At 66.2% G+C, this 20,575-nt stretch carries 22 protein-coding genes and 2 pseudogenes; 5 read left to right on the top strand and 19 right to left on the bottom strand.

The window, feature by feature from the left end:
* Nucleotides 1-44: 44 nt before the first annotated feature.
* Nucleotides 45-812 carry a hypothetical protein gene (locus tag AB0M36_RS34880; protein ID WP_364166531.1) on the bottom strand — a complete coding sequence of 256 codons (768 nt, stop codon included), beginning with the start codon at nucleotides 810-812 and terminating at the stop codon, nucleotides 45-47.
* An 835-nt stretch (nucleotides 813-1,647) separates the two neighbouring features.
* Between AB0M36_RS34880 and AB0M36_RS34875 the strand changes: the two genes are divergently transcribed.
* Nucleotides 1,648-1,851 (top strand): cold-shock protein, encoded by a 204-nt coding sequence (locus AB0M36_RS34875; protein ID WP_364166529.1) that lies wholly within the window; start codon nucleotides 1,648-1,650, stop codon nucleotides 1,849-1,851.
* Nucleotides 1,852-2,213: 362 nt separating this feature from the next.
* Here the strand turns inward: AB0M36_RS34875 and AB0M36_RS34870 are convergent, their stop codons facing one another.
* On the bottom strand, nucleotides 2,214-2,522 hold the full coding sequence (locus AB0M36_RS34870) for a hypothetical protein (RefSeq protein ID WP_364166527.1): 309 nt from the start codon (nucleotides 2,520-2,522) through the stop codon (nucleotides 2,214-2,216).
* A gap of 332 nt (nucleotides 2,523-2,854) precedes the next feature.
* Nucleotides 2,855-3,259, bottom strand: coding sequence for a hypothetical protein (locus AB0M36_RS34865; RefSeq protein WP_364166525.1), 405 nt, complete (start codon nucleotides 3,257-3,259; stop codon nucleotides 2,855-2,857).
* A gap of 226 nt (nucleotides 3,260-3,485) precedes the next feature.
* On the opposite strand from AB0M36_RS34865, the gene AB0M36_RS34860 reads away from it, so the two are divergent.
* Nucleotides 3,486-3,884, top strand: coding sequence for an Imm8 family immunity protein (locus AB0M36_RS34860; RefSeq protein ID WP_364166523.1), 399 nt, complete (start codon nucleotides 3,486-3,488; stop codon nucleotides 3,882-3,884).
* A gap of 439 nt (nucleotides 3,885-4,323) precedes the next feature.
* Here AB0M36_RS34860 and AB0M36_RS34855 read toward each other — a convergent pair whose 3' ends face one another.
* The 7 genes and pseudogenes from AB0M36_RS34855 to AB0M36_RS34825 all read right to left on the bottom strand — a co-directional run bounded on the left by AB0M36_RS34855 (nucleotide 4,324) and on the right by AB0M36_RS34825 (nucleotide 7,382).
* Nucleotides 4,324-4,761 carry a hypothetical protein gene (locus AB0M36_RS34855; RefSeq protein WP_364166521.1) on the bottom strand — a complete coding sequence of 146 codons (438 nt, stop codon included), beginning with the start codon at nucleotides 4,759-4,761 and terminating at the stop codon, nucleotides 4,324-4,326.
* 41 nt (nucleotides 4,762-4,802) lie between these two features.
* Nucleotides 4,803-5,000, bottom strand: coding sequence for a hypothetical protein (locus tag AB0M36_RS34850; RefSeq protein ID WP_364166519.1), 198 nt, complete (start codon nucleotides 4,998-5,000; stop codon nucleotides 4,803-4,805).
* A gap of 138 nt (nucleotides 5,001-5,138) precedes the next feature.
* Nucleotides 5,139-5,756, bottom strand: a complete 618-nt coding sequence (locus tag AB0M36_RS34845) for a transposase (protein WP_364166517.1) — start codon at nucleotides 5,754-5,756, stop codon at nucleotides 5,139-5,141.
* A pseudogene (locus AB0M36_RS34840) lies at nucleotides 5,681-6,073 on the bottom strand (winged helix-turn-helix domain-containing protein); the annotation flags it as partial. The gene AB0M36_RS34845 and the pseudogene AB0M36_RS34840, both read right to left, overlap by 76 nt.
* A gap of 21 nt (nucleotides 6,074-6,094) precedes the next feature.
* Nucleotides 6,095-6,226, bottom strand: a complete 132-nt coding sequence (locus AB0M36_RS34835; protein ID WP_364166515.1) for a hypothetical protein — start codon at nucleotides 6,224-6,226, stop codon at nucleotides 6,095-6,097.
* A gap of 341 nt (nucleotides 6,227-6,567) precedes the next feature.
* Nucleotides 6,568-7,068, bottom strand: coding sequence for a hypothetical protein (locus tag AB0M36_RS34830; protein ID WP_364166514.1), 501 nt, complete (start codon nucleotides 7,066-7,068; stop codon nucleotides 6,568-6,570).
* A gap of 155 nt (nucleotides 7,069-7,223) precedes the next feature.
* The gene (locus AB0M36_RS34825) at nucleotides 7,224-7,382 is read right to left on the bottom strand and encodes a hypothetical protein (protein ID WP_364166618.1); all 159 of its coding nucleotides are present in this window, start codon (nucleotides 7,380-7,382) and stop codon (nucleotides 7,224-7,226) included.
* Nucleotides 7,383-7,693: 311 nt separating this feature from the next.
* Between AB0M36_RS34825 and AB0M36_RS34820 the strand changes: the two genes are divergently transcribed.
* The gene (locus AB0M36_RS34820) at nucleotides 7,694-8,110 is read left to right on the top strand and encodes a hypothetical protein (RefSeq protein WP_364166512.1); all 417 of its coding nucleotides are present in this window, start codon (nucleotides 7,694-7,696) and stop codon (nucleotides 8,108-8,110) included.
* 190 nt (nucleotides 8,111-8,300) lie between these two features.
* On the opposite strand, the gene AB0M36_RS34815 is transcribed toward AB0M36_RS34820, so the two are convergent.
* Nucleotides 8,301-8,606 carry an integrase core domain-containing protein gene (locus tag AB0M36_RS34815; protein ID WP_364166510.1) on the bottom strand — a complete coding sequence of 102 codons (306 nt, stop codon included), beginning with the start codon at nucleotides 8,604-8,606 and terminating at the stop codon, nucleotides 8,301-8,303.
* Nucleotides 8,607-8,813: 207 nt separating this feature from the next.
* On the opposite strand from AB0M36_RS34815, the gene AB0M36_RS34810 reads away from it, so the two are divergent.
* Complete coding sequence (locus AB0M36_RS34810) at nucleotides 8,814-10,943, top strand: hypothetical protein (protein WP_364166508.1); 2,130 nt, start codon at nucleotides 8,814-8,816, stop codon at nucleotides 10,941-10,943.
* 1,071 nt (nucleotides 10,944-12,014) lie between these two features.
* On the opposite strand, the gene AB0M36_RS34805 is transcribed toward AB0M36_RS34810, so the two are convergent.
* The 4 genes and pseudogenes from AB0M36_RS34805 to AB0M36_RS34790 form a co-directional block, all read right to left on the bottom strand.
* Nucleotides 12,015-12,281 carry a hypothetical protein gene (locus tag AB0M36_RS34805; protein ID WP_364166506.1) on the bottom strand — a complete coding sequence of 89 codons (267 nt, stop codon included), beginning with the start codon at nucleotides 12,279-12,281 and terminating at the stop codon, nucleotides 12,015-12,017.
* A complete protein-coding gene (locus AB0M36_RS34800; protein WP_364166504.1) occupies nucleotides 12,256-12,897 on the bottom strand; it encodes an IS3 family transposase in 642 nt (213 codons plus the stop codon). The genes AB0M36_RS34805 and AB0M36_RS34800 overlap by 26 nt, the downstream gene beginning before the upstream one ends.
* Nucleotides 12,898-12,914: 17 nt before the next feature.
* Nucleotides 12,915-13,196 (bottom strand): annotated as a pseudogene (locus AB0M36_RS34795) (transposase); the annotation flags it as partial.
* 60 nt (nucleotides 13,197-13,256) lie between these two features.
* A complete protein-coding gene (locus tag AB0M36_RS34790; RefSeq protein ID WP_364166502.1) occupies nucleotides 13,257-14,309 on the bottom strand; it encodes a hypothetical protein in 1,053 nt (350 codons plus the stop codon).
* A 485-nt stretch (nucleotides 14,310-14,794) separates the two neighbouring features.
* On the opposite strand from AB0M36_RS34790, the gene AB0M36_RS34785 reads away from it, so the two are divergent.
* Nucleotides 14,795-15,220 (top strand): GNAT family N-acetyltransferase, encoded by a 426-nt coding sequence (locus tag AB0M36_RS34785; protein ID WP_364166500.1) that lies wholly within the window; start codon nucleotides 14,795-14,797, stop codon nucleotides 15,218-15,220.
* 834 nt (nucleotides 15,221-16,054) lie between these two features.
* Here AB0M36_RS34785 and AB0M36_RS34780 read toward each other — a convergent pair.
* The 4 genes from AB0M36_RS34780 to AB0M36_RS34765 all read right to left on the bottom strand — a co-directional run bounded on the left by AB0M36_RS34780 (nucleotide 16,055) and on the right by AB0M36_RS34765 (nucleotide 19,688).
* Nucleotides 16,055-16,963 (bottom strand): hypothetical protein, encoded by a 909-nt coding sequence (locus AB0M36_RS34780; RefSeq protein WP_364166498.1) that lies wholly within the window; start codon nucleotides 16,961-16,963, stop codon nucleotides 16,055-16,057.
* Nucleotides 16,960-17,877, bottom strand: a complete 918-nt coding sequence (locus AB0M36_RS34775) for a hypothetical protein (RefSeq protein WP_364166496.1) — start codon at nucleotides 17,875-17,877, stop codon at nucleotides 16,960-16,962. Before AB0M36_RS34775 ends, AB0M36_RS34780 begins: the two co-directional genes overlap by 4 nt.
* Nucleotides 17,878-18,538: 661 nt before the next feature.
* A complete protein-coding gene (locus AB0M36_RS34770) occupies nucleotides 18,539-18,877 on the bottom strand; it encodes a hypothetical protein (protein WP_364166494.1) in 339 nt (112 codons plus the stop codon).
* Between the two features lie 295 nt (nucleotides 18,878-19,172).
* Nucleotides 19,173-19,688: a phage integrase N-terminal SAM-like domain-containing protein gene (locus tag AB0M36_RS34765; RefSeq protein ID WP_364166493.1), complete on the bottom strand. Its 516-nt coding sequence runs from the start codon at nucleotides 19,686-19,688 to the stop codon at nucleotides 19,173-19,175.
* Nucleotides 19,689-20,575 lie beyond the last annotated feature (887 nt).

Raw genomic sequence — 20,575 nt, 5'->3', positions numbered from 1 at the left:
TACAAACGCCGAGGCTACGCACTCATCTAACTGTCGTTGCAGTACTAGCGGACGGTGGTCCAGTTCTCGGCGGCGCGACGAAACTTCCGGCACGGCGCCTCGTCGCGCTTCGCCTTGCTGGTCACTACCGTTTCCGGCCGTACACCGTGCTGCCCGAACTTCGCCGACGCGGCGTCGGTCAGGTGCAGGAACGGTGAGTCCCAGCGCTCCTCCTGGCTGTTGCCGCCGGGGAACCACTTGAGCGTCACGTCGAAGTTCTCGGCGCCGCCCGACAGGTTGCCGTACCCCACCGTCTGACCGAGGGTGACGCTCGAGCCCGCCCGCAGCCCGGGCGCCGGATCGGTGTGGAAGAACAGCAGCATCCAGTTGGGGTGGCGCGCGCTGACGATGCCGAGCCGCTGGCCGCGCTGGTCGGGCTCCAGCATGCCCACCGTGCCGTCGAAGGGCGCCCGCACCGCCAGCTTCCCGGTCGAGCCGACGAGGGTGGGCCGCGCCTGCAGGTAGTGCTTCATCGACCGGGCGGACTCGGGTTTGCCCTGGATGTTACGGCCGCTGAAGTCGTGCCCCTCGCAGCTGCGGAACTTCGAGACCGCGGCGTACTGCCGGATGTCGACGAAGGCGCCCTCGATGACCTGGCCGCGGGGGTCGGGTGAAGCGACGGGAGGCGCCGCGGCGGAGCTGCCCCCGGTCGGCCGGTCCTGCGGCCGACCGGCCGGTCCGTTGGCCCGCTCGCCGCCCGAGTCGCAGGCCGCCGCGCCGGTCAGCAGGCCCGCGAGGGCACCCACCAGCAGGACCACGCGCGCCGCGCGCATGACACCACCTCCCGCGTGATCGTGACACGGACCGGTCGCGCCCGTACGCGGATCGGGCGACGACAGCGCGCGGCCCACCGAGGCTTCTCCATCCCTGCCGAGCTGGTCCTGGCCGTAGCACGACAGCGACCCGGCGAGTGGGCTATCCACAGCCGGGAGTTATCCACAAGGAAGAGAGGCGTCGGTGGACTGCGACACAGCGACGCCGGGAGCTCGAGATGCGTTGGCGAGAACACTCCCTCACGGCGCCGCCACGGCCACGGCAGGTGGGGCGCGGATGAGCAGCAGACCCCGTCAACGCCGGCGCGGCGGACAGGTATGTGGGGTGGGCTGTCCGCCGTGCACTGGCAGTGCCGTGGTTATCGCATGGCGGCGCGGCAACCACGACACGGCGATGGCACGACGGCAACGCTAGGGCACCGAGACAGCCCACCAGCCCTCGCTGTTTGGGTTGCCGCCGGGTCCATGCCGAAGTGCGGGCCGCAGTGCTGTGCACGCGCCGATGGGCCACGATGGTGCGGCTAGCGCGTGCGGCCCGTCGGCCGATCAATGGGGCAGCAGAACAGGTTCTGCCGAACGATCCGAGTGGCATGCGTAGCGCAGCAGCCCTTACACAGCCGGCTGAACTGCGAGATTTCACCTGGCGAGCGGCTGCCCGTGTGCTACCGTGTCCGAGTTGCCGGTTTGATTTCCATAGACGTTTTCGGCGCCTGTATGGGTTATCCAAGCCCTTACGGGCGCTTTTTCGTTGACGTGTCGGTTCCGGCATGGGTGATCAATGCGGCGACGTAAGAGTCCGCACAGTGCGGCCTCTACAACCTGCGAAAGAGCAGACATGACTACAGGTACCGTGAAGTGGTTCAACGCCGACAAGGGCTTCGGCTTCATCACCCCGGACGACGGTGGCGCCGACGTCTTCGCCCACTTCTCCGCGATCTCGACGAGCGGCTACCGCAGCCTCGACGAGAACCAGAAGGTCGAGTTCGACATCACCCAGGGCCAGAAGGGCCCGCAGGCGTCGAACATCCGCCCGCTCTGATCCAGACTCCGCGAACGGCGGCCCGACTGATTCAGCGGGCCGCCGTTCGGCGCTTCACCAGGCTTTCGGGGGGACCCGCTTTGGACATCGACCCGGCTACTCCGCGGGGTTCCTCGATGTTGCCGGCGAACTACAAGCGACCCGAGTGGCCTGGGGCTACACCTACAGCGCCCGCTCGATCCCTTGACCCCCGGATATCACCGACGCGGTCATCCTGCGTGAGATCCACGGTCCTGGGCTGGCTCCACCGTGGACGAGAACGCCGGCACCGACCGCTCCGCTCGCCACCCGCGGGAAGTGGTGGGACCCTTCGACGCCCGAGCGGAGCGGCACGGTCCCGGCACACGGGTCCAGACCGCCGGTCAGCCCGCGTGAACCTCGACGGTGCGCCCGTCGGGATCCCGCAACAGGTGGCGTCCGAGGTCGAGCGGCGGGTCGGTCCGGCCGGCGGTGACGGCCAGCCCGAGCCGCAGACTGCTCGGGGGTCGCCGCTCGCTGGCAGGGTAGAGCTCGAACACGGTGCCGTCGGGAAGCTCGGCCGCCCAATGCCGTGGTCCATCCCCGTGCTGCTCGGGCTCCAGGCGCAGCCCCAGACCGGCGTAGAACTCCCGGTTGGCGTGGAGGTCCTGGCAGTACAGCACGAGCAGGGTGATCCGTGGCTGCGACGACATGCACCAACGGTACGACCGGCGCACCAGCACGCCCGGCACGTGAGTTGGCCTCCGGCATCTACCGAGTGCCAGAAGAGGTTCGACGTCGGCCGCGACTCGCGTCGGCGTGTCCGGGATCCGCCGGCTCAACTCGGCGGCGAGCTACTCCTACCGCCGCGGTCAACTATCCCGGCCAACGAGGGCGTCCTCTCGCGTGGCAGCGCGCCTCGCTCAAGCCTCGACGACTCTGCACGAGCCAGCGATCCGCCAGCAGGCAACGTTGGTGGCTCAGGCCATCAGTGGGCCGGGAAGCGCGGCCCCGGCATGTCGCTCCCCCTGTGACGGTCGGGACGTCAGCGCGGGTCGGGGGGCTGCGACTGGCGGTGAGTGATGTCGGCCATCGTGGCGACCGCGTCCTGATGGGCACGGAACGAGTTCCCCGCCCACCAGGTGAGCGCGGCGACGCCGGCCATCGGGCAGCCGCAGGACGCGGCGACCAACGCATACATCGGCGACCCGTTCGGCAGCAACGCGACGACCACCGCGGCGACAAGCGACACCACCGCGATCCCCGCGAACAGCACCGCCATCGCCTTGAGCACGCGCCGACCCCACACAAACTGGTTCCCGGCCTGGTTCAGCAGCCGGTTCTGATGCCCCGCGAGCCGCGCCTGCTCCTCCGCGGTCATGTGCATCGGGCCGGGGTACGGCGGCGGATAAGGTTGCTGCTGCCCGGTATGCGGATCCTGGGGGTTCATGCGGCGCAGCATATTCACGACCGCCAAACGGGCGGCGATCGGGCCTTGCTCACGCCGCACGGATCAGGGGGTCCAGCCAGCAGGACCTGTGATGGCGGGCTCTGCATGATCTGTCAGGTCCACTGACCGATCGACATCCGACGTGACGCCGGTACGCGGCTCACTGGCGTTCGGCTGCCCGGCAATCGCGTTGACTTCCCGCCGGTGCCGAAACAAGCTGCCCGCCATGGCAAGCAGGCGCCCCGTACGGGCAAAGATCCGGAATTTCTTCATCGCCGGCAACTCGAGCGACAACCGCAACCCGTGGGCGATCGCGCCGGAGGCAGCGGACGACTTCAGCATCGTCGTCGAGCTGGAGATCAGCGCGAACGGGCGCACGGAGGCCGGCTGCTACCGGGTGATCGTGACGACGCCGAAGTACCTGGCCCATGAGGTTGCCGAAGAGGGGTCGCGGTTCGGCCGCCGATACCTGCTGGTCACGCAGTGGGACTGGTCGGCCATCATGGAGCTGCTGCGGGACGAGATCGAATCGATCGCCGACGCGACCTGGCAGGACGTACACGACAGGCTGCGGCGGGTCACCATGTGGGAGTACGAAGACTTCGGTATTCACGCCCAGCCGTAAGCGCCGCGGTCGTGCGGCGCCGACCACGCCACCACCTCCCCCGAAGGTTGTTCAGTCGGTGCAGCCTCACGCGGCCGCCTCAGCCGCCATCCACTCCCACGGGCTCGACGGGTCGTCGCAGTCGAGCACGCCGGAACGGCTTCTCGTCGTACCCGGCCCGGCGCCAGGCCGCAATCGCCGCCGACTCCGCGGGCCGCCCGCCGTTGAAGGCTGTAGCCAGGCTCGGCAGATCCATGCAGGCGCTGCCATCCGGATTCGCCAGCCGTCGGCGATCGTGCATGGTTACGCAGGTGAGCCGCAGTGCTCGGCGCGGGGTCAAGGATGGCGACCAGTCACGCTTGTCTCATGCCGGGCTCTGGCCACGGCGCTGTGTCGGAATCGTCCCAAGCCTCAGGCAAGGGCTCTCTGCATGGCGCCCTGTATCGGCACCCTTCAGAAGTTACGGTCTGCGTCTGGCCGGTCCGGCAAGGCGCCGCTGGGCGAGGTCGGCAAGTTCGGTCGCCAGGACACGAATGTGAGCAGGCGGCGGCGCATGCCCGCTGATGTCTTTGTTGCTCACGTACGGTGTTAACTCGGTAAGCAGCTCGAATGCCTTGTCGCCAGCTGCCTTGTCGCCGAACGCAGTCAGCCGAGCCGCAATTCGTGCCATCGTCACGGTGTATGGCCGCTCATGAGGGTCGGGCGACCCCATGATGAACCAGTGCTGCACCCACCCGGTCCATGCAATGACATCGATGTAGGTCTCCGCAGTCAGCTTCCACTGATTAAGCGCCAACTCCCGGCGCAAGCTCAGCTGATGGGTGACGACCACACCGACTAAGGCAACCGAAGCACCCATCACGGCACCGAGCCCGCCCGCGTACGGCCCCATCTCCATTCCAGGAGCTTGCCATACCGGGTGCGTTCTTAGAGCTCAGTTCAGAATGAGCGGACGCGGTGTGCGTCGATGGACGTGGTGGTCGGCTGAAGCTGTGGGTCGTGGATGAACGAGTCCTGACTGATCAGTTGTGGCAGCGCCATGAGCCGCTGATCCCCACCCCGCCGCGCCGCTACCGGTTCCCGGTGGCGCAGGTTGCCCGGCAAGGTGAACATCGGCCACCGGCCGGTGACGGGCATGACCGCATGAGCGGCCTCCCAGGCCCCGAGCAGCCGAGCAGAATCAACCTCACCGACGAGGAAGGTGTCACCGAGCCCTTCCTGCACGGGGTGGCCCTGTAGGGCGGTGCCCCGCAGAGCCGCCGCGAGATCCCTTGCTTACTGAGCTTTTGGGGTCAGGGTCAGGGTTGTGCCAGCCAGCTGGTGGCGAGGAATCCGAAGGCGAGGGTGGGCTGGTACTGCATCCGTTTGAGCCGGTTCTTGGCGATGCGGAGCAGGTCGTCGATCCGGCCGGGGGGCGAGGTTGGCCATGCCGCGTTTGAGGCTGGACCACATGTTCTCGACGGGGTTGAGTTCAGGAGCGTAGCCGGGCAGCCGGTAGACGCGCAGCCAAGGCCGGGCGGCGATCAGGGCGCGCATCTTGGCGGACTTGTGGGCGGGCAGTCCGTCCCAGACCAGCACGATCGGCGCGCCGAGGTGCTGGTGGGCGGCGTCGAGCAGATCGGCGAAGTGGTGCTCACCGAAGCCTTTCGGTTCGCCTTTACGGCCACGGTGGGCCATGGTGCGGTAGATGACGCGCGGCTGGTCTCCGATGCGGTAGGCGACGATCCCGGCGAGCGATAGTTTGCGGCCGCCGCGGCCGGCGACTTTCACGATCGGGGTGCTGCCACGCCGGGCCCAGGTGCGGGCCCGGGCTGGTCTCAGCGAGAGGCCGGACTCGTCGGCGAAGCAGATCCACGCACCCAGCCTGCGCGCGACTCTTTTACCGCGGGCCACTGATACCGCTTGAAGTGTTCGATGGCGGCTTCGTCGCGTTCCGCGGCGCGACCGATCGGCTGCTGCGGGGTGTAGCCGGCACGGCGCAGGGTCTCCCACACGGTGGCGATGCTGACGCTGATGTGAAACATCCGGCCGATCAGCGTGCGCACCCGGGCCAGGGTCCAGCGTTGATCCTCGTCCCAACCGGCGGCGCCCGGACCTTGCTCCAGCTTGCCGATCAGCTTCAGCACCTGGACCTCGGACAGCACCGGGTCGGGTCCGGGTGCTCCTCGCGAAGCCAGGGCCTGCTCCCCGCCGGCCTGCCACGCCCGCCGCCACGCGTACGCCGACTTCGTCTAGATCTCCAGTTCGGCGGCTACCTGCGGCGCACTCACCCCGGCCGCGAACATCCGTGCCGCCTGCCGTCGTACCTGTTCACGGCGGGCGCGTTGCCGCGGGCCCACCCCGCCGCCGTCCCCGTATCGCATGCCCTAACTAGACAGCACACGCGAACCAGCAGGAATCACCCCACGCGGTGATGCGGACACGAGAGTAACCTCGACTCCAGAAGCTCAGTAACCCATGGGGACAGCCATAGGAACACGCTAGTGGCGACCACCGACATTCCTCCTACGGCCGGGGAGGCTGGCGACGTATTAGGCGCCGTTCTTCGGCCAGAGTTCGATCGCTTACGCCTCGATGCCTCGCAGTGAGGAGTTCAGGGGCCTGCCCGTACCTGGTTCGTCGCGCTTCGAGGCTCAATCCTTCATCGATGCCCGACCCGCACCGCGTATCGACTTGGCCTCGATGCGCCCGCTGGGGGCGCTGATCATCGCGGGGGTGAGGTAGTTGGTGAGGGCACCACGGCGGCGTTGGTGATCACCCATCTGTTGTCGGCTTGCCGGGTGTGGATGACGAGGGTGCCCGCGTCGAGTTGGACGGTGAAGTCGACCTGTCCCGGATCGCTGCGGATCGGGGCGAGACGCCCCCGCAACGCTCTCCCGGTCCCCGGTTGCATGGTGTCGAACCGGTCGTGCTGTTCTGGCGTGGTGTATGTCTTGAGGACGTCGCGCCAGGCTTGTTCGGGGAGGTCGTCGCGGCGCCAGGTGTGTGCGAATCCGTCTGCCGTGTTGTACGCCCCGTGGTAGTCCGTGACGCCCGGCCCGGGTGAGCTTGCCGCTTCGTAGGTGAAGGTGATGCTCTCGGGGTCGGGTTCCGTTCCGGCGTCGGCGGGGGCGCAGGCCGTCATCAACGCGAGGACCACGGTTGCCGTCAGGGTCGCGTTTGCGGCGCGGCGATCATGCTCGCGGTGTGGTCGGTCAGTCGTCATCGGCGTCTTCGTCAAGTTCGGCGAGCGTGGCTGGCGAGAGGTTTCCGGTGCGCCTCATACGGATGAGGTACTGCTCGCGGCTGTGGGATCGCACCAACGGCGCCACCGAGCAGCAATGGGCTTGGTTCGGAGTGCCGGCGAACTGACGGTTGGCCTCACGGGATGGCCCCCGCGCGCCGAATGACAGCGCGCCGACGGCTCCGTCTGCTGCACGCACACGGCGACGTACGCGAGGTCACCTCCAGCGTCGGCAACCGCCGGCCCGACGCCGCCGCGGACAGCGTCGCCACCGAGTAGTTCACCCGCGCCGCCATCTGCCGGTAGCCCGGCTTACCCGCCTTCTCCCGCAACTGCCGAAGCTCAGCCGCCAGTTGCGCGACCGGGCCCTCCGGCTCGTCCAAGGGTCATTCCGGCCTCGGCATCCCCCGACCCCCCCACTCCACGACATCCATCGCTCACCGTCAATTGTCTCCGCGTTGTCCAGAGTTGTTGTCCGATGACCCTGAGCAGTGGCTAGACAACTCTCACGCCGCTAGACAGGGGTCTCGACGAAGCCGAGACGTCGGCGAAGACCGACTTCCGGCACCACATCCAGGTCGATCATCGATCGGCAGAGAGGCTTCACATGCTGAAGAACAAACGCCGGGTTGTATGTGGACAGGATCACGCAACACGTCTACGAAGCAGGGAAGAACAAAAGAGCTTCCCCAGGGCCTACCGGCGGATCGCGACTGTCGCGGCCGGGACCGTTCTTGTCCTGGTGACCTGGAGCTCCAGCGCCGCCGCTCACGAGGTCTCTGCCTGGCACGGCCTCGACATGGCATGGGTCGGTGCCAATCACGCCGGCGTCTACGTCAGTGATCATGAGTGCGACGGCCACGGCGTCTATGCGACCTACAACCTTTCAAGCGGCTCTTCGGGCGGCGTTCGTGACCCTGACGGGTGTGGCAGCGCCGTAGGCTACGTGCCCACCACCGTGGTCGTCTCCTTCGACGTTTGTGAAGACACGGTCGGGTGCAGCCCGCTGGTGAGGGTGACCTAATAGCGCCGGGTAGAACTCAGCAGCCCGCTCCCAGAGGGAGCGGGCTGCTGGCAGTGTCACCCTGATACTACAGAGTGCTCCCGGTCGGGGCGGGGGTGAGGTTATCTGGCTGGTTCTGGGCGTGCCAGGCGGTCTCGTATTCGTCCGGGCTGAGGTAGCCCAGCTCGCGTTGGATGCCGCAGGTGTTGTATCACGTTTCGATGTATCCGAAGATTGCGTTCTCGGCTTCGTCGCGGGTCCGCCAGCTCGTGCGGTAGACCAGTTCGATCTTCAGCGTGGACCAGAATCTCTCCATAAGCGCGTTGTCGTAGGTGTCGCCAACCGACCCCATCGACGGCCGGATTCCGTTGTCCTGCAAGCGTTGCGAGAACCGGAAGCTGGTGTAGTTCGATCCCCTGTCCGAGTGGTGGATCAACTGCCCGTCGCGGACATCACGCGGCGCGAGTGCGGTGAAGGCAAGCGCCGCAGTGGCGCGCCTGACAGTTCGTCGCATCATTGTCCCTTCCGAGAGCGGTCGATCCGTTGCTCGGAATCCGTTGTAGACGCCGAAAGGTCGTCTAGCTTCCGACCGGGCGCTTTGGACAAGGACCGCAGACAACTCTGGACAACGGGATGCGTCCCTACTAGCGGCCGACAAAGTTGACTTGATTCCTCCTGACCAGTTTGGACAATGGACCGGACGACTGCTGCTCAACTCACGGGGGTGGATGTGCCGCGGCCCGAGCGCGCGTTAGGTGACACCGGTGACCCGCTTGTCGAGTTCGCGGCCGGACTGCGAAAGCTGCGGGAGAAGGCGGGGAGTCCGTCATACCGGTCGTTGGCCGTCCTGGCGAACTTCTCCGCGGCGACGCTCGCAGCGGCCGCGGCCGGGCGTAAGCTGCCGACACTGCAGGTGGCCCGGGCGTATGTCCGGGCGTGCGGTGGTGACGTCACGGAGTGGGAGGATCGCTGGCGCGTGCTCGCGAGGGCGGGCCGTCCCGAGCCGGCTGAGCCCGAGTCGGGTGAGCCGGTCGACGGCACCCCACCGTACGTGGGGCTGGCGCCCTTCCAGCAGGACGACGCCGCGCTCTTCTTCGGGCGGGGGCTACTCGCCGGCGACCTCGTGCGACGGGTGTCGCAGCGCCGGCTGGTCGTGGTGTTCGGGCCGTCGGGCGTCGGCAAGTCCTCGCTGGTGCGGGCCGGGCTGATAGCGGCAACGTCCGGGCCGGCGGTGCTGATGGTTCCCGGGGAAAGTCCGCTGACCGACCTCTCGCTGCAGCTGGCCGTCCTGGCCCGGATCCCGGCCGGTGCGCTGCTCGACGACCTGACCAAGGATTCGTCACACGCCGAGCTGGTGGTGCGGCAGGCGTTGCTCGCGGAGACCGCCGAGTTGCTGCTGGTGGTTGACCAGTTCGAGAACGTCTTCTCGGCTTCTGTACGGGACTGCGAGCGGGCGGCCTTCATCGCCGCCCTGGTGGCTCTGTGCCGGGCGGACAGCAAGACACGCGTGGTCCTCGCGGTGCGCGCCGATCACTACCCGCGGTTCGTGGAGTTCCCGGACCTGCTCGCCGAGATGCAGGACGGGCAGCTGCTGGTGGGCGGGATGAGCCCGGCCGAGTTGCGCGAGGCCGTCGTGAAACCGGCCGACCACGTCGGGATGCGGGTCGAGGGCGCCCTGGTCTCCGCGATCGTGGCCGAGGTGGCAGGCCGGCCCGGGGCGCTTCCGCTGGCCTCGCACGCGTTGCTCGAGGCGTGGCGGCGGCGACGCGGCACCACGATCACGCTGGACGGTTACCAGACGGCGGGCGGGGTGGACGGCGCGGTCGCGGCGACCGCCGAGGGCGTCTACCGCGGCCTCGACGACCAGGAGCGCACGGCGGTTCGCCGGCTGCTGCTCCGGATGATCGACCTCGACGACCTGGCTGGGGTGCGGGGCCGGCGGGTGCTGCTCTCGCAGGTCAACTCGGCGGAACTGGTCGGCCGGCTGGTGGATGCGCGGTTGCTCACCACCGACCACGGCAGCGTTGAACTGGCGCACGAGTCGCTGATCCGGGCGTGGCCGCGGTTGCGCCTGTGGGTGGACGAAGACCGCGCGACGCTGCGCGCGCATCGGCACCTCGCGGATTCCGCAGTCGTTTGGCAGGAACTCGGGTACGACCAGGGCACTCTCTACCGAGGCAACCGGCTGGCACAGACCCGGCAGTGGACCACGTCGCCGTCGTGGCGGGCGGCGCTGAGCCCACTGGAACGCCGGTTCGTCGACGAGAGCATCCGCCACGAAGCGGCTGAGACGGAACGTCATGGCAGCCGCAGGTTTCGCCGACGCTGGCTGTCGTCGGTTCTTGTCGGCCTGCTGACGCTGGCCACTGTTCCCGGCAGCGCAACGATGATTGACCCGCTGCACTGCGAGCGAGAAGCCGTGGGGCTGCTCGAGGTGCGTACAGGTCTGCTGGTGGCCGCCGAAGACGGCTACCAGGGGCTGGACGCGGGAGTGTTGCGGGCCAGGACGCGTCCCGACACCTACGGAACCTGGGAACAGTTCCAGATGTGCCGCCTCCCGCGACAGCCGGACAGCTTCCTGCTGAGGGGGTTCGCCGCGCACAAGCGCTTCATGTCGACGCGGCCGCGGCGTCCGGGCGATGCGGTGCTGCGGCTGTCTGCGGCGAGCAAGGGACCATACGAATGGCTGACGGTCGTCCCGGCCGCCGAGGGCGAGGTCACACTGTTCTCGATCGGCCGCAACCGCTACCTGTCAGCCCGCCGCGACGGCCCGCCCCGATACACCGGCCTACTGGAGGCGACCGCCTCGTCAGCCGCGGACGCCGCCAGCTTCCGTTTCACTCCACTGCCATGAACCTCCATACCTTCACGCCATCGAGCGATAGACAGGCGAGCCAGCAGTCCTGACGCGACGACGACCAGCCCTCCGCCGTCGTCAAGCTCGAGGTCGTCGCCTGGCGTAACCACTCGCCGCCGACCAGGCCGACGCCGGGCTCGGGCGAGCGCCTATCCTGCTGGGTGGTGGTAAGACCGCCCGAGTCGATCAAGGAATGTCGGCTGCGATGCGTTCGGCGCGGCAGAGGCCGCAGGTCGCAGCGCGGTGGCCTCGATGGTCCGGACACATTTCCTCTGGCGTGCGCGGTGGTGTTACTGCCGGGTCCACCGCGGTTTGCACCCGCGTACCCTGAAATCCGGGACGCAGTTCGATGGTGGACTGTTCACGGCGCATCCAGTTGCGCCAGGCGGCCACCCAGTCGCTCTTCACACTGAGTGACAACCTAGGTGTGCACCGGCGGACGGCGACGGAGTTCGGTGGACTGTCCGTGCAGCTCAGCTCCAAGTTGCGCCAAGGTCATCGTGCCATGATCGTTTCTCGACACGGAAGTGGTCGCCGGGGCGGAGCTGTTGACGGCAACGGTGACAGCAACCGGCCCGGACGATCTCGGTCGAAGCGACGCACCAACGGACGACTCCCCCGAGGTCAGAGCCACGTACAGACAACGCCGGACGAGCCGCCTAGGACTTACAAGCGAAGGGGTCATGAGGGCCCACCGTCGGTGATGGTGGGGCTCGTCCGGGTCGCCGGGCCGGTCGGTGGGTTTATTACCCGCCGATCGCGGGCCGGCCAGGTCGGCCTCGCCGTCGCTTCGCGACTCTGCTGGCGGACAAGGCGTACAGCAGCGCGGCGTTCCGGCAGGCCTGCCGCGATCGGGGCACCGAACCGATCATCCCCAAGCCCAAGACAGCCGGCGTCAAAGGTTTGGGTAGGTTCCGTTACGTCGTCGAGCAGACGTTCGCGCTGTTGCACCAGTTCCGCCGCCTCGGCGGTGCGCTGGGAACGCCGCCTCGACATCCACGACGGTCTTGTCAGCCTCGCCTGCGTTCTGATCTGCTGGCGACGCCTGGTCCGCTGGACGAACGGCAGCTACGAAGCGGTGTAGATCTTTCGGTCGGTGCCGGCGTCAATCACCGACACCACCTCGTTGGTCCAGAACAGGTTCACGGCGGCGCCCTCGCGGCCGGGACTGATATTCGTCGTCACGTGAGCCCACTGGTCCCCGAGGTCGTATCCCCACGCGATGTCGAACACGACCAGGCGACGACCGTCCTGGAGCATCACCACGGTCTCCACGCCACCACGATCGTGAAGCAGCTTCACCAGATCCTTATCTAATGCCGGCGGCTGGGCCATGAGTACACGCTACCGAGACTCCCGGGCATGAATGAAAGACCAGCCCGGCCGTGGGACGGCGGCGGGTGAGCACATCATGGAGGGCTTCGTCGACCAGGTCGGTCTTGAGGTGGTCAGCGACGGCCCAGCCCACCACGCGGCGTGAGGCCAGATCGATGACGGTGGCCAGATACAGCCAGCCCTGCCACGTGTTGATGTAGGTGATGTCGCCGCACCAGCGGGTATCGACCTGGGCCGGGTCGGTGGTGAAGTCCCGGCGGATCAGATCTCGTCGGCTGGCGGCGGCCGGATCGGCGACGGTGGTCGTGCGCCACCGTCGAGGGCTTTTGCCGCGCACACCGGCACCGCGCATCAGCCGGGCTATGCGTTTACGGCCGTGCCGATGGCCGGCGCCCGCGAGCTCAGCGTGGATCCGGGGAGCGCCGTAGGTGCCTCTCGATTCCTCGTGAACCGCGATGATCTGGCCGGTCAGCTGCTCATCGACGCGTTCCCGTACCGACTGGTGGCCGCGGGCGTGCTGGTAGTAGGCGGACCTGGAGACCTCGAGTAGCTCACACGCACGCTTGACGTTGTGCTTGCCGGCTTGCTCCACCTCGATGAACGCGAACGCGTTCACCGGGTCTCCTTCGCGAAGAAAGCCGTGGCCCGTTTCAAAATGTCGACGTCCTCACGCAGCCGGCGGTTCTCCCGGCGTAGTTGCGCGAGCTCGGCCTTCTCGTCGCTGGTCAGTCCGTCGACGCGGTCACCCGCGTCCAGGTCGGCCTGCTTGACCCAATCACGAACCGCGGTCTCGGTCAGATCGAAGTCCTGGCTGACCTGCCGAACCGTGTGGTCCCCACGCCGACACAGCTCCACGATCTCAGCCTTGAACTCCGCCGTGAACGACCGGCGAGGCCGAGGCCACTTCTTACCCATGCTCTCCATGATGCTGGACATCCTTCCGGAGACCCCAGGTCCCCTGATCTCGGATGTCCGTCAAAACGGGGCAGGCCCACTCCGCGCCACGAGGATTCGCTGCTGAGCCCGGTTGACCCGCCGCGCCCAGTCAGCTGATTGCGGCAGATCCGGACGGTGGTGCCGAGCCCGTTCAGGCTGCGGGTGGAAGTCGTTAAGGCTCGCGCGATACCACGAGCCATTGATGATGGCGTGCAGCTCAGGGCCACGGCACGTCCAGCGCGCGTTTCGTACCTCCATGCCATCGGGTAGGACCAGGCGGGACTGGTCACCGGCCACCTGGACGCCCTGAGCGTCGATGGTGATGGGCGTGACAAGGTCGTAGTCGGCGCCGTAGCCTCCGATCAGTACTGCATGCTCGCCGTCCACGAGCAGTGCAGCGGTTCCGCCTTGTGGTGTCTTGCCGTGGTCAACGCCGTGCGAGCCGCGGACGCTGATGAGGTGATTGGCGTAGTACACCGACGCATAGGCGCTTTCCTCCTGGACGTTCAGAGCCTCGCAGTCGTCGATGCAGGGCAGGTCGGTGTTGAAGGGGTAACGCCACCGAGGCTGCATGTCGGGGCCGAAGCGCACCAGGCCGTGCCCGCCGAGGCCTCGACCGGATGCTGCGGCTTCGTCGAAGTAGCCGATCCAGAAGTCGCCGCTCGGTGTGGCCAGGACATGCTGGACAGCGTCACCGCAGTGCCCGCTGCGCACCCAGGTGCCTGCGGCGTCCCATACCTCGGCGCTCTCGGCTGTGCCCCGGGTGCGGGCGTCAACCAGGAGTACGTGGCCGTCAGGGAGCGGCTGAATGAAGTCAGCCGGGCGCGCACCGCCCAGGATCACCGCGGCATGGTCGTTAGCGCCTGCCCCATGGTGGGTCAGCAGGCGAGCGCTGGCGGCATGATGATCCCATAACGCGACTGCTTGATCATCAATGCCAATGCCGACCGCCCGCGGCTGGCGCCGCCAGCAGTGGTCTGCGGGAGGCGGGCTCAGGTATGCGTGGTGGCGCAGCGCGACCATCGGCAGGCCGATCACTGACCGGCGGCGATGCAGCTGCTCAAGCTGTCGCTGGCGCTCTCGCTCGTTCACGATCCCATCATCGCAACCGTCAGATCGAGGCGCTGTTCGAATGCCATGCACCGCATCCGTTCTTCGACACGAGCGTGTGCCCGGCACGCCGAGACGGCGACACGGAGCGTGACGCTACAGCGGAGCCGGCGCGCCCGATCGGCGGCAGATGAGCGCACCTGATCTTGTTGCTACACGGCGCGAGCGCCGCCAACAGGTGAGCCCCTGGAACGTACCGAAAGCGACGGCTCTGTCTTGCCGATCCATGCTCGCTGACGTGGCAGGCGCCATCCTGGTGCGGGATTCACTCGCCGACGGCGCGAGCATCGGCTCTTCGGCGGCAGCGGGCACCCCAAACCTTGTGGCTTTGTGCAGACGCGACGGACCCTGACAGCCCGCGCATCCGGCGGCAGCTTTGTGTATGCCCGACTTCGACTGATCAACCAGAGCCAGTGGTCCGCGATTGGATACATTCTTGATCGATCCCGTGCGGCGAGAATGGACGAGTGAGCGACTATCGACTGAGCGAAGACCCGGCTCACCTCGACCTGGACCGCGTCGTGCACTGGATCAGCACCGATGCCTACTGGGCCAAGGGCCGCACTCGCGAGGTCGTCGAGCGCTCGTTCGCCAACTCGGTCCCGGTGGGTCTCTACGGTCCCGACAGTCGACAGGTCGCGGTGGCCCGCATCGTGTCCGATCGCGCGACGTTCGCCTGGCTCTGTGATGTCTACGTCGACCCCGACCACCGTAGCCGCGGCCTCGGCACCATGATCGCCAACTGGACCGTCGACTGGGCCGCGCGCCATGGCATCAAGCGCGTGGTCTTGGCAACGCTCGACGCACACGAGGTATACGCGAAGGCCGGGTTCGCGCCGGTCGGACACCCCGAACGCTGGATGGAAATCGATACGCGGCCACCGTTTAGCTAGGGCTCGAATCGCGCACTCGCAGCACTTCGCTAGGTGACGAGGACGGTCGGTCGCGGCTGGTGGGAACCTCGTGGCCGGCAACGGGTTCGTCGTCGTCTCAGGCTTGCCGGCAGTGAAGCGGCGTACGCCGTCGGCGGTGATGCGGGAGCCGAGGATGGCTTCCATGTCGGCGAATGACCGACCCTGGGGCACCGCCAAGGCTGCAAGTCGGCACCGCGCCTTAACGGCGGCAGATCCGGATGCCCGAGGACCGGCACATGAGCGGCACAACCGTAGGGTGCCGCTATGACCGAATCCCACCCGGTCAGGCTCACTGGACTGTCCCGACCCGCAGCGGCTTGCCGACTTCTACCGAGGGCCGCTTGGAGGCCGCGAGTTGTGGGCGGAGGAGTCCAGTGTCGGAATCGAAGTACAGGGCAGGGATGGCGCTGATCAGGTGCAGCTCGCGGGATAGCGGGTCTTGCAGTAGGGCGGGCAAGCAGCCTACGCTCCATGATCACGGCTAGCCCAAAGCCGATCCGGCGCCGACAGCAGCTGACAACCGACCGTGACGGCTTCACATCGCCGGCAGAGCCTCATCGTCACCATGGCTCAGAACAGATGTTACTACTGGAGCACTAGGCGCCTTCAACGCATTGCAACTGGCAGAACGCGGAATGTAGCGATCGGTGGATGACTACATTCCGCGCGGTCGTCAGTTGCCGGCGCCTTCGCCGCCGCGCCCTGAATCAGTAGCCATGGTCTTTGTTTCCCTTGATGTCGTTATTACGCACGCAGTGGAATGTCCGTGCTTCCACCCGACTCCAACATACCCCAACGCGGCGCGGTTGAGAGCTAACCCACGATACCTGTCGCAGCCGACGGCTTGTCGGCCGGACCAGCACCCCAAGCCACCCGCAGGTCCCACTCGAATAGCGCGCTAGCGGCAATCTCCCCGGCTGACCAATAAACGTTCCAGTGCCCGTCATGATCCCGATGAGTGCTCGTTATCTCGCCTCTGTTGTTACGTTCCCGAACAAACACCGCATGGGCGAGCGAATCGATCACGAATTGAACCTCGAAGTGACGAATAGGTGCCGTTCTATTGTCATACCGGAAGACATCAAGGCCGACCCGGCGGAGCGGATCCCACAATCCGTCGGGAACGTCGTAACCCAATTCCCAGCAAAATTCCCCGCCGAACTGGGGCGGGCTGAAGACCACGACTCCCCTCCCCGGACCGTCGAGCGGGAGCCATTCCCCGCTGACACCGTCCGCTTCGACCGCCACCTGTGGCCTGATCTCGGCGAGCGCGCCGTCTTCGCCGCCCGCGGCGTAGGTGTGCACCAGCGTGAGCGAGCGATGTCCGATCGATTGGATCGGCCTGGTCACCCGCCGCTCGGTGATGCGATCGCGACCGTGATCGCTGCCGACCAGCACGGTGAGCGTTAGATCCTCGGTGTAGCCGGACGCGACATTCGACAGGTCCGACCCCTCGGAGATCAGCAGATCCTGGACCAGCGCCTTCGCCCTCGCGTTCTGTACGCCCAGGTCAACGGTGGAGCGTTCGACCCGGCTCAGCATGCGCCGCAGATGCAATACGAGCGCGACCAGACCGATCACGGTGGTGCCCGCCAGCGCGACGGCGAAGGCTACCGGGGGGAGCGCCACGGCGATGTTCGACATGAGACTGACAACCAGCAGCATGATCCAGAGCAGCGGGCCCGTCGTCAGCCATCGCCCCGCCCTCGTGTCGCGGCTCACGGCGCCCCTCCGCGCACCAGGCGTAAGTGGCAGGCCAGCTGGCGTTGTGCATCGCCGGCCTGCTGCAACGTGGCGGCGACATCGGTTATCACCAGCTTGTAGTCCACTGTCAGCCCGCCGTTCGCGGCATCAGACTGCCACGTCGCCCCTTGCGGAAGACCGGTGTATTCAAGCCTGCCCAGCGCTGTCGGCACTCGAAAGATCAGAGTCGCGGACGTGATCGGCGTTCGCCATCGTCCGCCGCCGAGGTCGATCCGCGGCGGCGCCCATTGGAACAACTGACCGTCACGTCTCAGTAGATCCCAGAAGCCCGGCGACCGGTACGTCGCATTCCAGGCGACTTTCTCCCACGGGGGCGCGAAGGCGATCACCGCGCGCGGCACCGCTGTGCCCTGCAGCTTGATCACGTACGCCGACGGCGCCTGGTTGTGGCCGTCCGGCCGCCTCGTCACGTTGAGGTCCATCATGGTCCAGTTGAGAACCTGGGCGGGACCACGGCTAAACGCCTCGAAGACGTACCACGAGAGCACCGGCCCATGGTCGACAACCGTCTCGGTCGTGTGGATCTCGTCCACCCGGTCCTGATCCGGCGCCTCACCGACATGGAAGACCACCGTCTGGTTGTCGTCGTATGGATACGACCGCCCGAACGTCTGATCGATTGCCGCCTGCGTATCACGCAGCTCACCCGCGAGCATCGCATTCTTCCCGTTGGCTGATTTCCCGCCCGCCACGTATACGAGACGGAAAAGCATCAGCAGAACGATGATTCCGAGCAGGGACAAACCGATGATCGACGGTTTGCCGGCGGTGATCACCTGGATGATATTGGCGAAGGCGCCGAGCACGCCGAGGAAGATCGACCCCGCCTTGATCCATTTCGAATGCCACCAGCGCGATGGCTGACCCATCATGAATATCTCTCGTATTGCTTCGCGGTATGAGCCCGACCATTGCCCACCCCACTCGTCCTCTGAGAAGAGATCGATTTCGACGAGATCGAGTCAACAGTATGGCAGTGACAGTTCTTACGGTCCATGCGAGCGACTCGGCCGATCGTCCGGAAGGTGACCAACGAGGACGATGGTCCCAGAAGAGTCCTGGTGAACCCAATTGATCACCGGCGCCCGGTCCCCCATACGGTCGACCCGGCAACGCATTTTCCCGCCTGCGGGGCAACACGGCCTCCGGATCGGCTTAACCCGAACGGCGACGGCGGCCAACAAGGTTCCTTCGGTCTCGGCGAGTCCGACACCGGGTAGGGGCCGTCCGCTCGACGACTCGTGCCCGCCGGGCATGAAGCATTCGCCTTAGCTACGCGCCCAGGTTCAGCTCAAGCTCACGAGAAGCGGCGACAAGGCCCCTGCGATGGTCCTACGTCTTCTTCGAGCAAGGCTCATCGTCGATAAGCGCGGTCAGATCGAACTTACTCATTTCGGCTACTTGTTTCATTGCCCTAGGACCGCGGCCCGGCCACGAGCGGGTGCTCAGCACGCCGAGGCGGCGACGCGGAGCGTGACGCTGCGGCGGAGCCGGCGCGCACGATCGGCGGCATGAGAGTGCAATCCTTCAGGACTATCGGCGACCGAGGTCGACGTCGAGGAATTCCTGGAGAAGAACGATCAGAGTTGCAACAGCGCGCGCATCATCCTCGCGCCCCAAGGCGTGCCATTGGTTCTCGTTCCATGACTTCAAGCCAGCCTCTCTCAGTACCAATACGGGCCATACGAGGTTCCACCCGCCCGCGTCCGATCTGTAGGCGATCCATTCACTGAAACCTTCCGAAAAATTCTTCCGGAGTCCCATATAGAAGCCTGAGATGAAGGCAGCGTACTCCCTGAACGAGCCATCGAGGCCCACCATCCCGGGTCGCAGGAAAGCGTTCCGGAGGACGGCGATTTCGTAGTTCTCCATGGCTCATTTTTGCAGAAGCATGGCGGCTAGGCCGGACGTCTGGGCGGTCAAGTCGGTATTGAGAGAGGCGCATCCGGCCGCCCGGCCTCAGACTTCCAGCCGCTAAGGCTCCGATTTTCCGGCAGCCGGCCCGTGCCAGGTGGGCGGTAGCGCCCGTGGCACGCGACTCGCGGCATGACAGTGCGTCGGTGCCGTGCCTTTCGGTAGTCGGCGGTGATTTCTTCGATGTTGACGGCATTGATGACGGCACGAGCCGCTGTCCAAGGCAGGGGGTATCGTCACTGCAGAGCGCCGTTCAGACGGCGTACGGCCGCCACGGGAAGCGAACGGAGATTGTGGGATCGCCTTGCAGCGCCGCGAAGGTCTTGCCCTTGGTGCTGTCGAGCAGCTTCTTCGTGTCGTCGTCGCCCATGATCGGAACGAGCTTCTGGGGAGTCTTCGGCTGCCTCACCCGCCCCATCGGCGATACGCCGAGTTCGCCTTCCTCCACCAGGTATCGGAAGAACCGCTGAAGTCCTTTGTGCTTGTTCAGCGCAGTCGACGCAGAGCGGGTTTCGATCATCCAGACCTGGAATAGCTCAACATGAGCCTTCGTCACAAGGGTCGGGCTCTTCGACGCTTCCGCGGTACGAGGATCCGGCGAATCGTAGACCAGGAATCTGGCAAGCTGAGCGACCGCCAAGAGGTAGTTGTACCGGGTTGTCTCCGGATGGTTCGCGGCCCGAAGACTGCGGTCCCAGTCCCGCAAGAATCCGGCCCAATCGCCGGTTCCCAAATCCGTGCATAGTCTGTCGAGATCGAGCAAGGTCATGGCCAGAACCCCCAGCCGCGTCGAGGGTTCCAACGAGCGGCGTGCTCGCACCATGGCACCGAACCGACCTGACGCATGCCCTCTGACCTGCGGAAATAACGCCCGTCTCCCTCAGGAGCAGCCGAGTCAAGGAGTCTGCGAACCAGCCCCACGCCCGCATTAGAGCCGTGTTGAGCTGGGAAAACAGGTCCAACTCCAGAACTTCACAGGCTTACGATCTTGGTGAGCAAAGGGCACCAAACCCCTAAAGCATCGATCAAGAGCAATAAAAAGAACGTCTCCGCAGGCTTCTGACCTGCGAAGACGTTCCAGAAAGTCGGGCTGACAGGATTTGAACCTGCGACCCCTTGACCCCCAGCGCAACGCAATGCGGCATCTTCGAGTGTTCAACGAGGCTGATCGGCTGCTGATGCTCCCTTGCGGATTCATCTGGTCTGGTCAGTTGCTGTACTCGGCTGCGGTACCTCCGCTCTCTGCGAGTGGCCGGCATGCCTTGTTCGGCTACCCTCGAAGCGCTACGCCAGCAGCGTGTCACGATGCTGGCATGGTGACATCCATCATCGCGACATACGCAGCCCTGGTCTCGACTGCGTCGCTAATCGTTGCGATCCTCGCCTGGCGCAGCGGTGGCGCCAGAGCCGAAGTCGAAGCTCACCTACTCCCCGTGGAGGTGGTAAGGGGGGGTGAAGGCGCAGTACTTTTGGTAACGGCGAAGAACAGACGAAGGGCTGAAATAACGCTCACGGACCTAACCGTCTGGACCAATATAGAGGTTCCGGGTCAAGCCTCGCTGACGCCGTGCGCGAATCGATTCGACCAGGATGACGGACCGGCACTCCCCCACCGCCTTCGCGCACATGACTCGGCCACGTGGCGAATGCTGTTTG

Source organism: Actinoplanes sp. NPDC051346 (assembly GCF_040682215.1).
Taxonomy (GTDB): domain Bacteria; phylum Actinomycetota; class Actinomycetes; order Mycobacteriales; family Micromonosporaceae; genus Actinoplanes.
Note: the sequence above shows the minus strand (reverse complement) of the source record. Positions and strands in the feature narration are given on the sequence as shown.

What these genes read in the sequence shown, in the direction of transcription:
- AB0M36_RS34880 (WP_364166531.1), bottom strand. Translation starts at nt 812, where the DNA reads ATGCGCGCGGCGCGCGTGGTCCTGCTGGTGGGTGCCCTCGCGGGCCTG.
- AB0M36_RS34875 (WP_364166529.1), top strand. Translation starts at nt 1,648, where the DNA reads ATGACTACAGGTACCGTGAAGTGGTTCAACGCCGACAAGGGCTTCGGC.
- AB0M36_RS34870 (WP_364166527.1), bottom strand. Translation starts at nt 2,522, where the DNA reads ATGTCGTCGCAGCCACGGATCACCCTGCTCGTGCTGTACTGCCAGGAC.
- AB0M36_RS34865 (WP_364166525.1), bottom strand. Translation starts at nt 3,259, where the DNA reads ATGAACCCCCAGGATCCGCATACCGGGCAGCAGCAACCTTATCCGCCG.
- AB0M36_RS34860 (WP_364166523.1), top strand. Translation starts at nt 3,486, where the DNA reads ATGGCAAGCAGGCGCCCCGTACGGGCAAAGATCCGGAATTTCTTCATC.
- AB0M36_RS34855 (WP_364166521.1), bottom strand. Translation starts at nt 4,761, where the DNA reads ATGGAGATGGGGCCGTACGCGGGCGGGCTCGGTGCCGTGATGGGTGCT.
- AB0M36_RS34850 (WP_364166519.1), bottom strand. Translation starts at nt 5,000, where the DNA reads ATGCCCGTCACCGGCCGGTGGCCGATGTTCACCTTGCCGGGCAACCTG.
- AB0M36_RS34835 (WP_364166515.1), bottom strand. Translation starts at nt 6,226, where the DNA reads ATGCGATACGGGGACGGCGGCGGGGTGGGCCCGCGGCAACGCGCCCGC.
- AB0M36_RS34830 (WP_364166514.1), bottom strand. Translation starts at nt 7,068, where the DNA reads ATGACGACTGACCGACCACACCGCGAGCATGATCGCCGCGCCGCAAAC.
- AB0M36_RS34825 (WP_364166618.1), bottom strand. Translation starts at nt 7,382, where the DNA reads ATGGCGGCGCGGGTGAACTACTCGGTGGCGACGCTGTCCGCGGCGGCG.
- AB0M36_RS34820 (WP_364166512.1), top strand. Translation starts at nt 7,694, where the DNA reads ATGCTGAAGAACAAACGCCGGGTTGTATGTGGACAGGATCACGCAACA.
- AB0M36_RS34815 (WP_364166510.1), bottom strand. Translation starts at nt 8,606, where the DNA reads ATGATGCGACGAACTGTCAGGCGCGCCACTGCGGCGCTTGCCTTCACC.
- AB0M36_RS34805 (WP_364166506.1), bottom strand. Translation starts at nt 12,281, where the DNA reads ATGGCCCAGCCGCCGGCATTAGATAAGGATCTGGTGAAGCTGCTTCAC.
- AB0M36_RS34775 (WP_364166496.1), bottom strand. Translation starts at nt 17,877, where the DNA reads ATGATGGGTCAGCCATCGCGCTGGTGGCATTCGAAATGGATCAAGGCG.
- AB0M36_RS34770 (WP_364166494.1), bottom strand. Translation starts at nt 18,877, where the DNA reads ATGGAGAACTACGAAATCGCCGTCCTCCGGAACGCTTTCCTGCGACCC.
- AB0M36_RS34765 (WP_364166493.1), bottom strand. Translation starts at nt 19,688, where the DNA reads ATGACCTTGCTCGATCTCGACAGACTATGCACGGATTTGGGAACCGGC.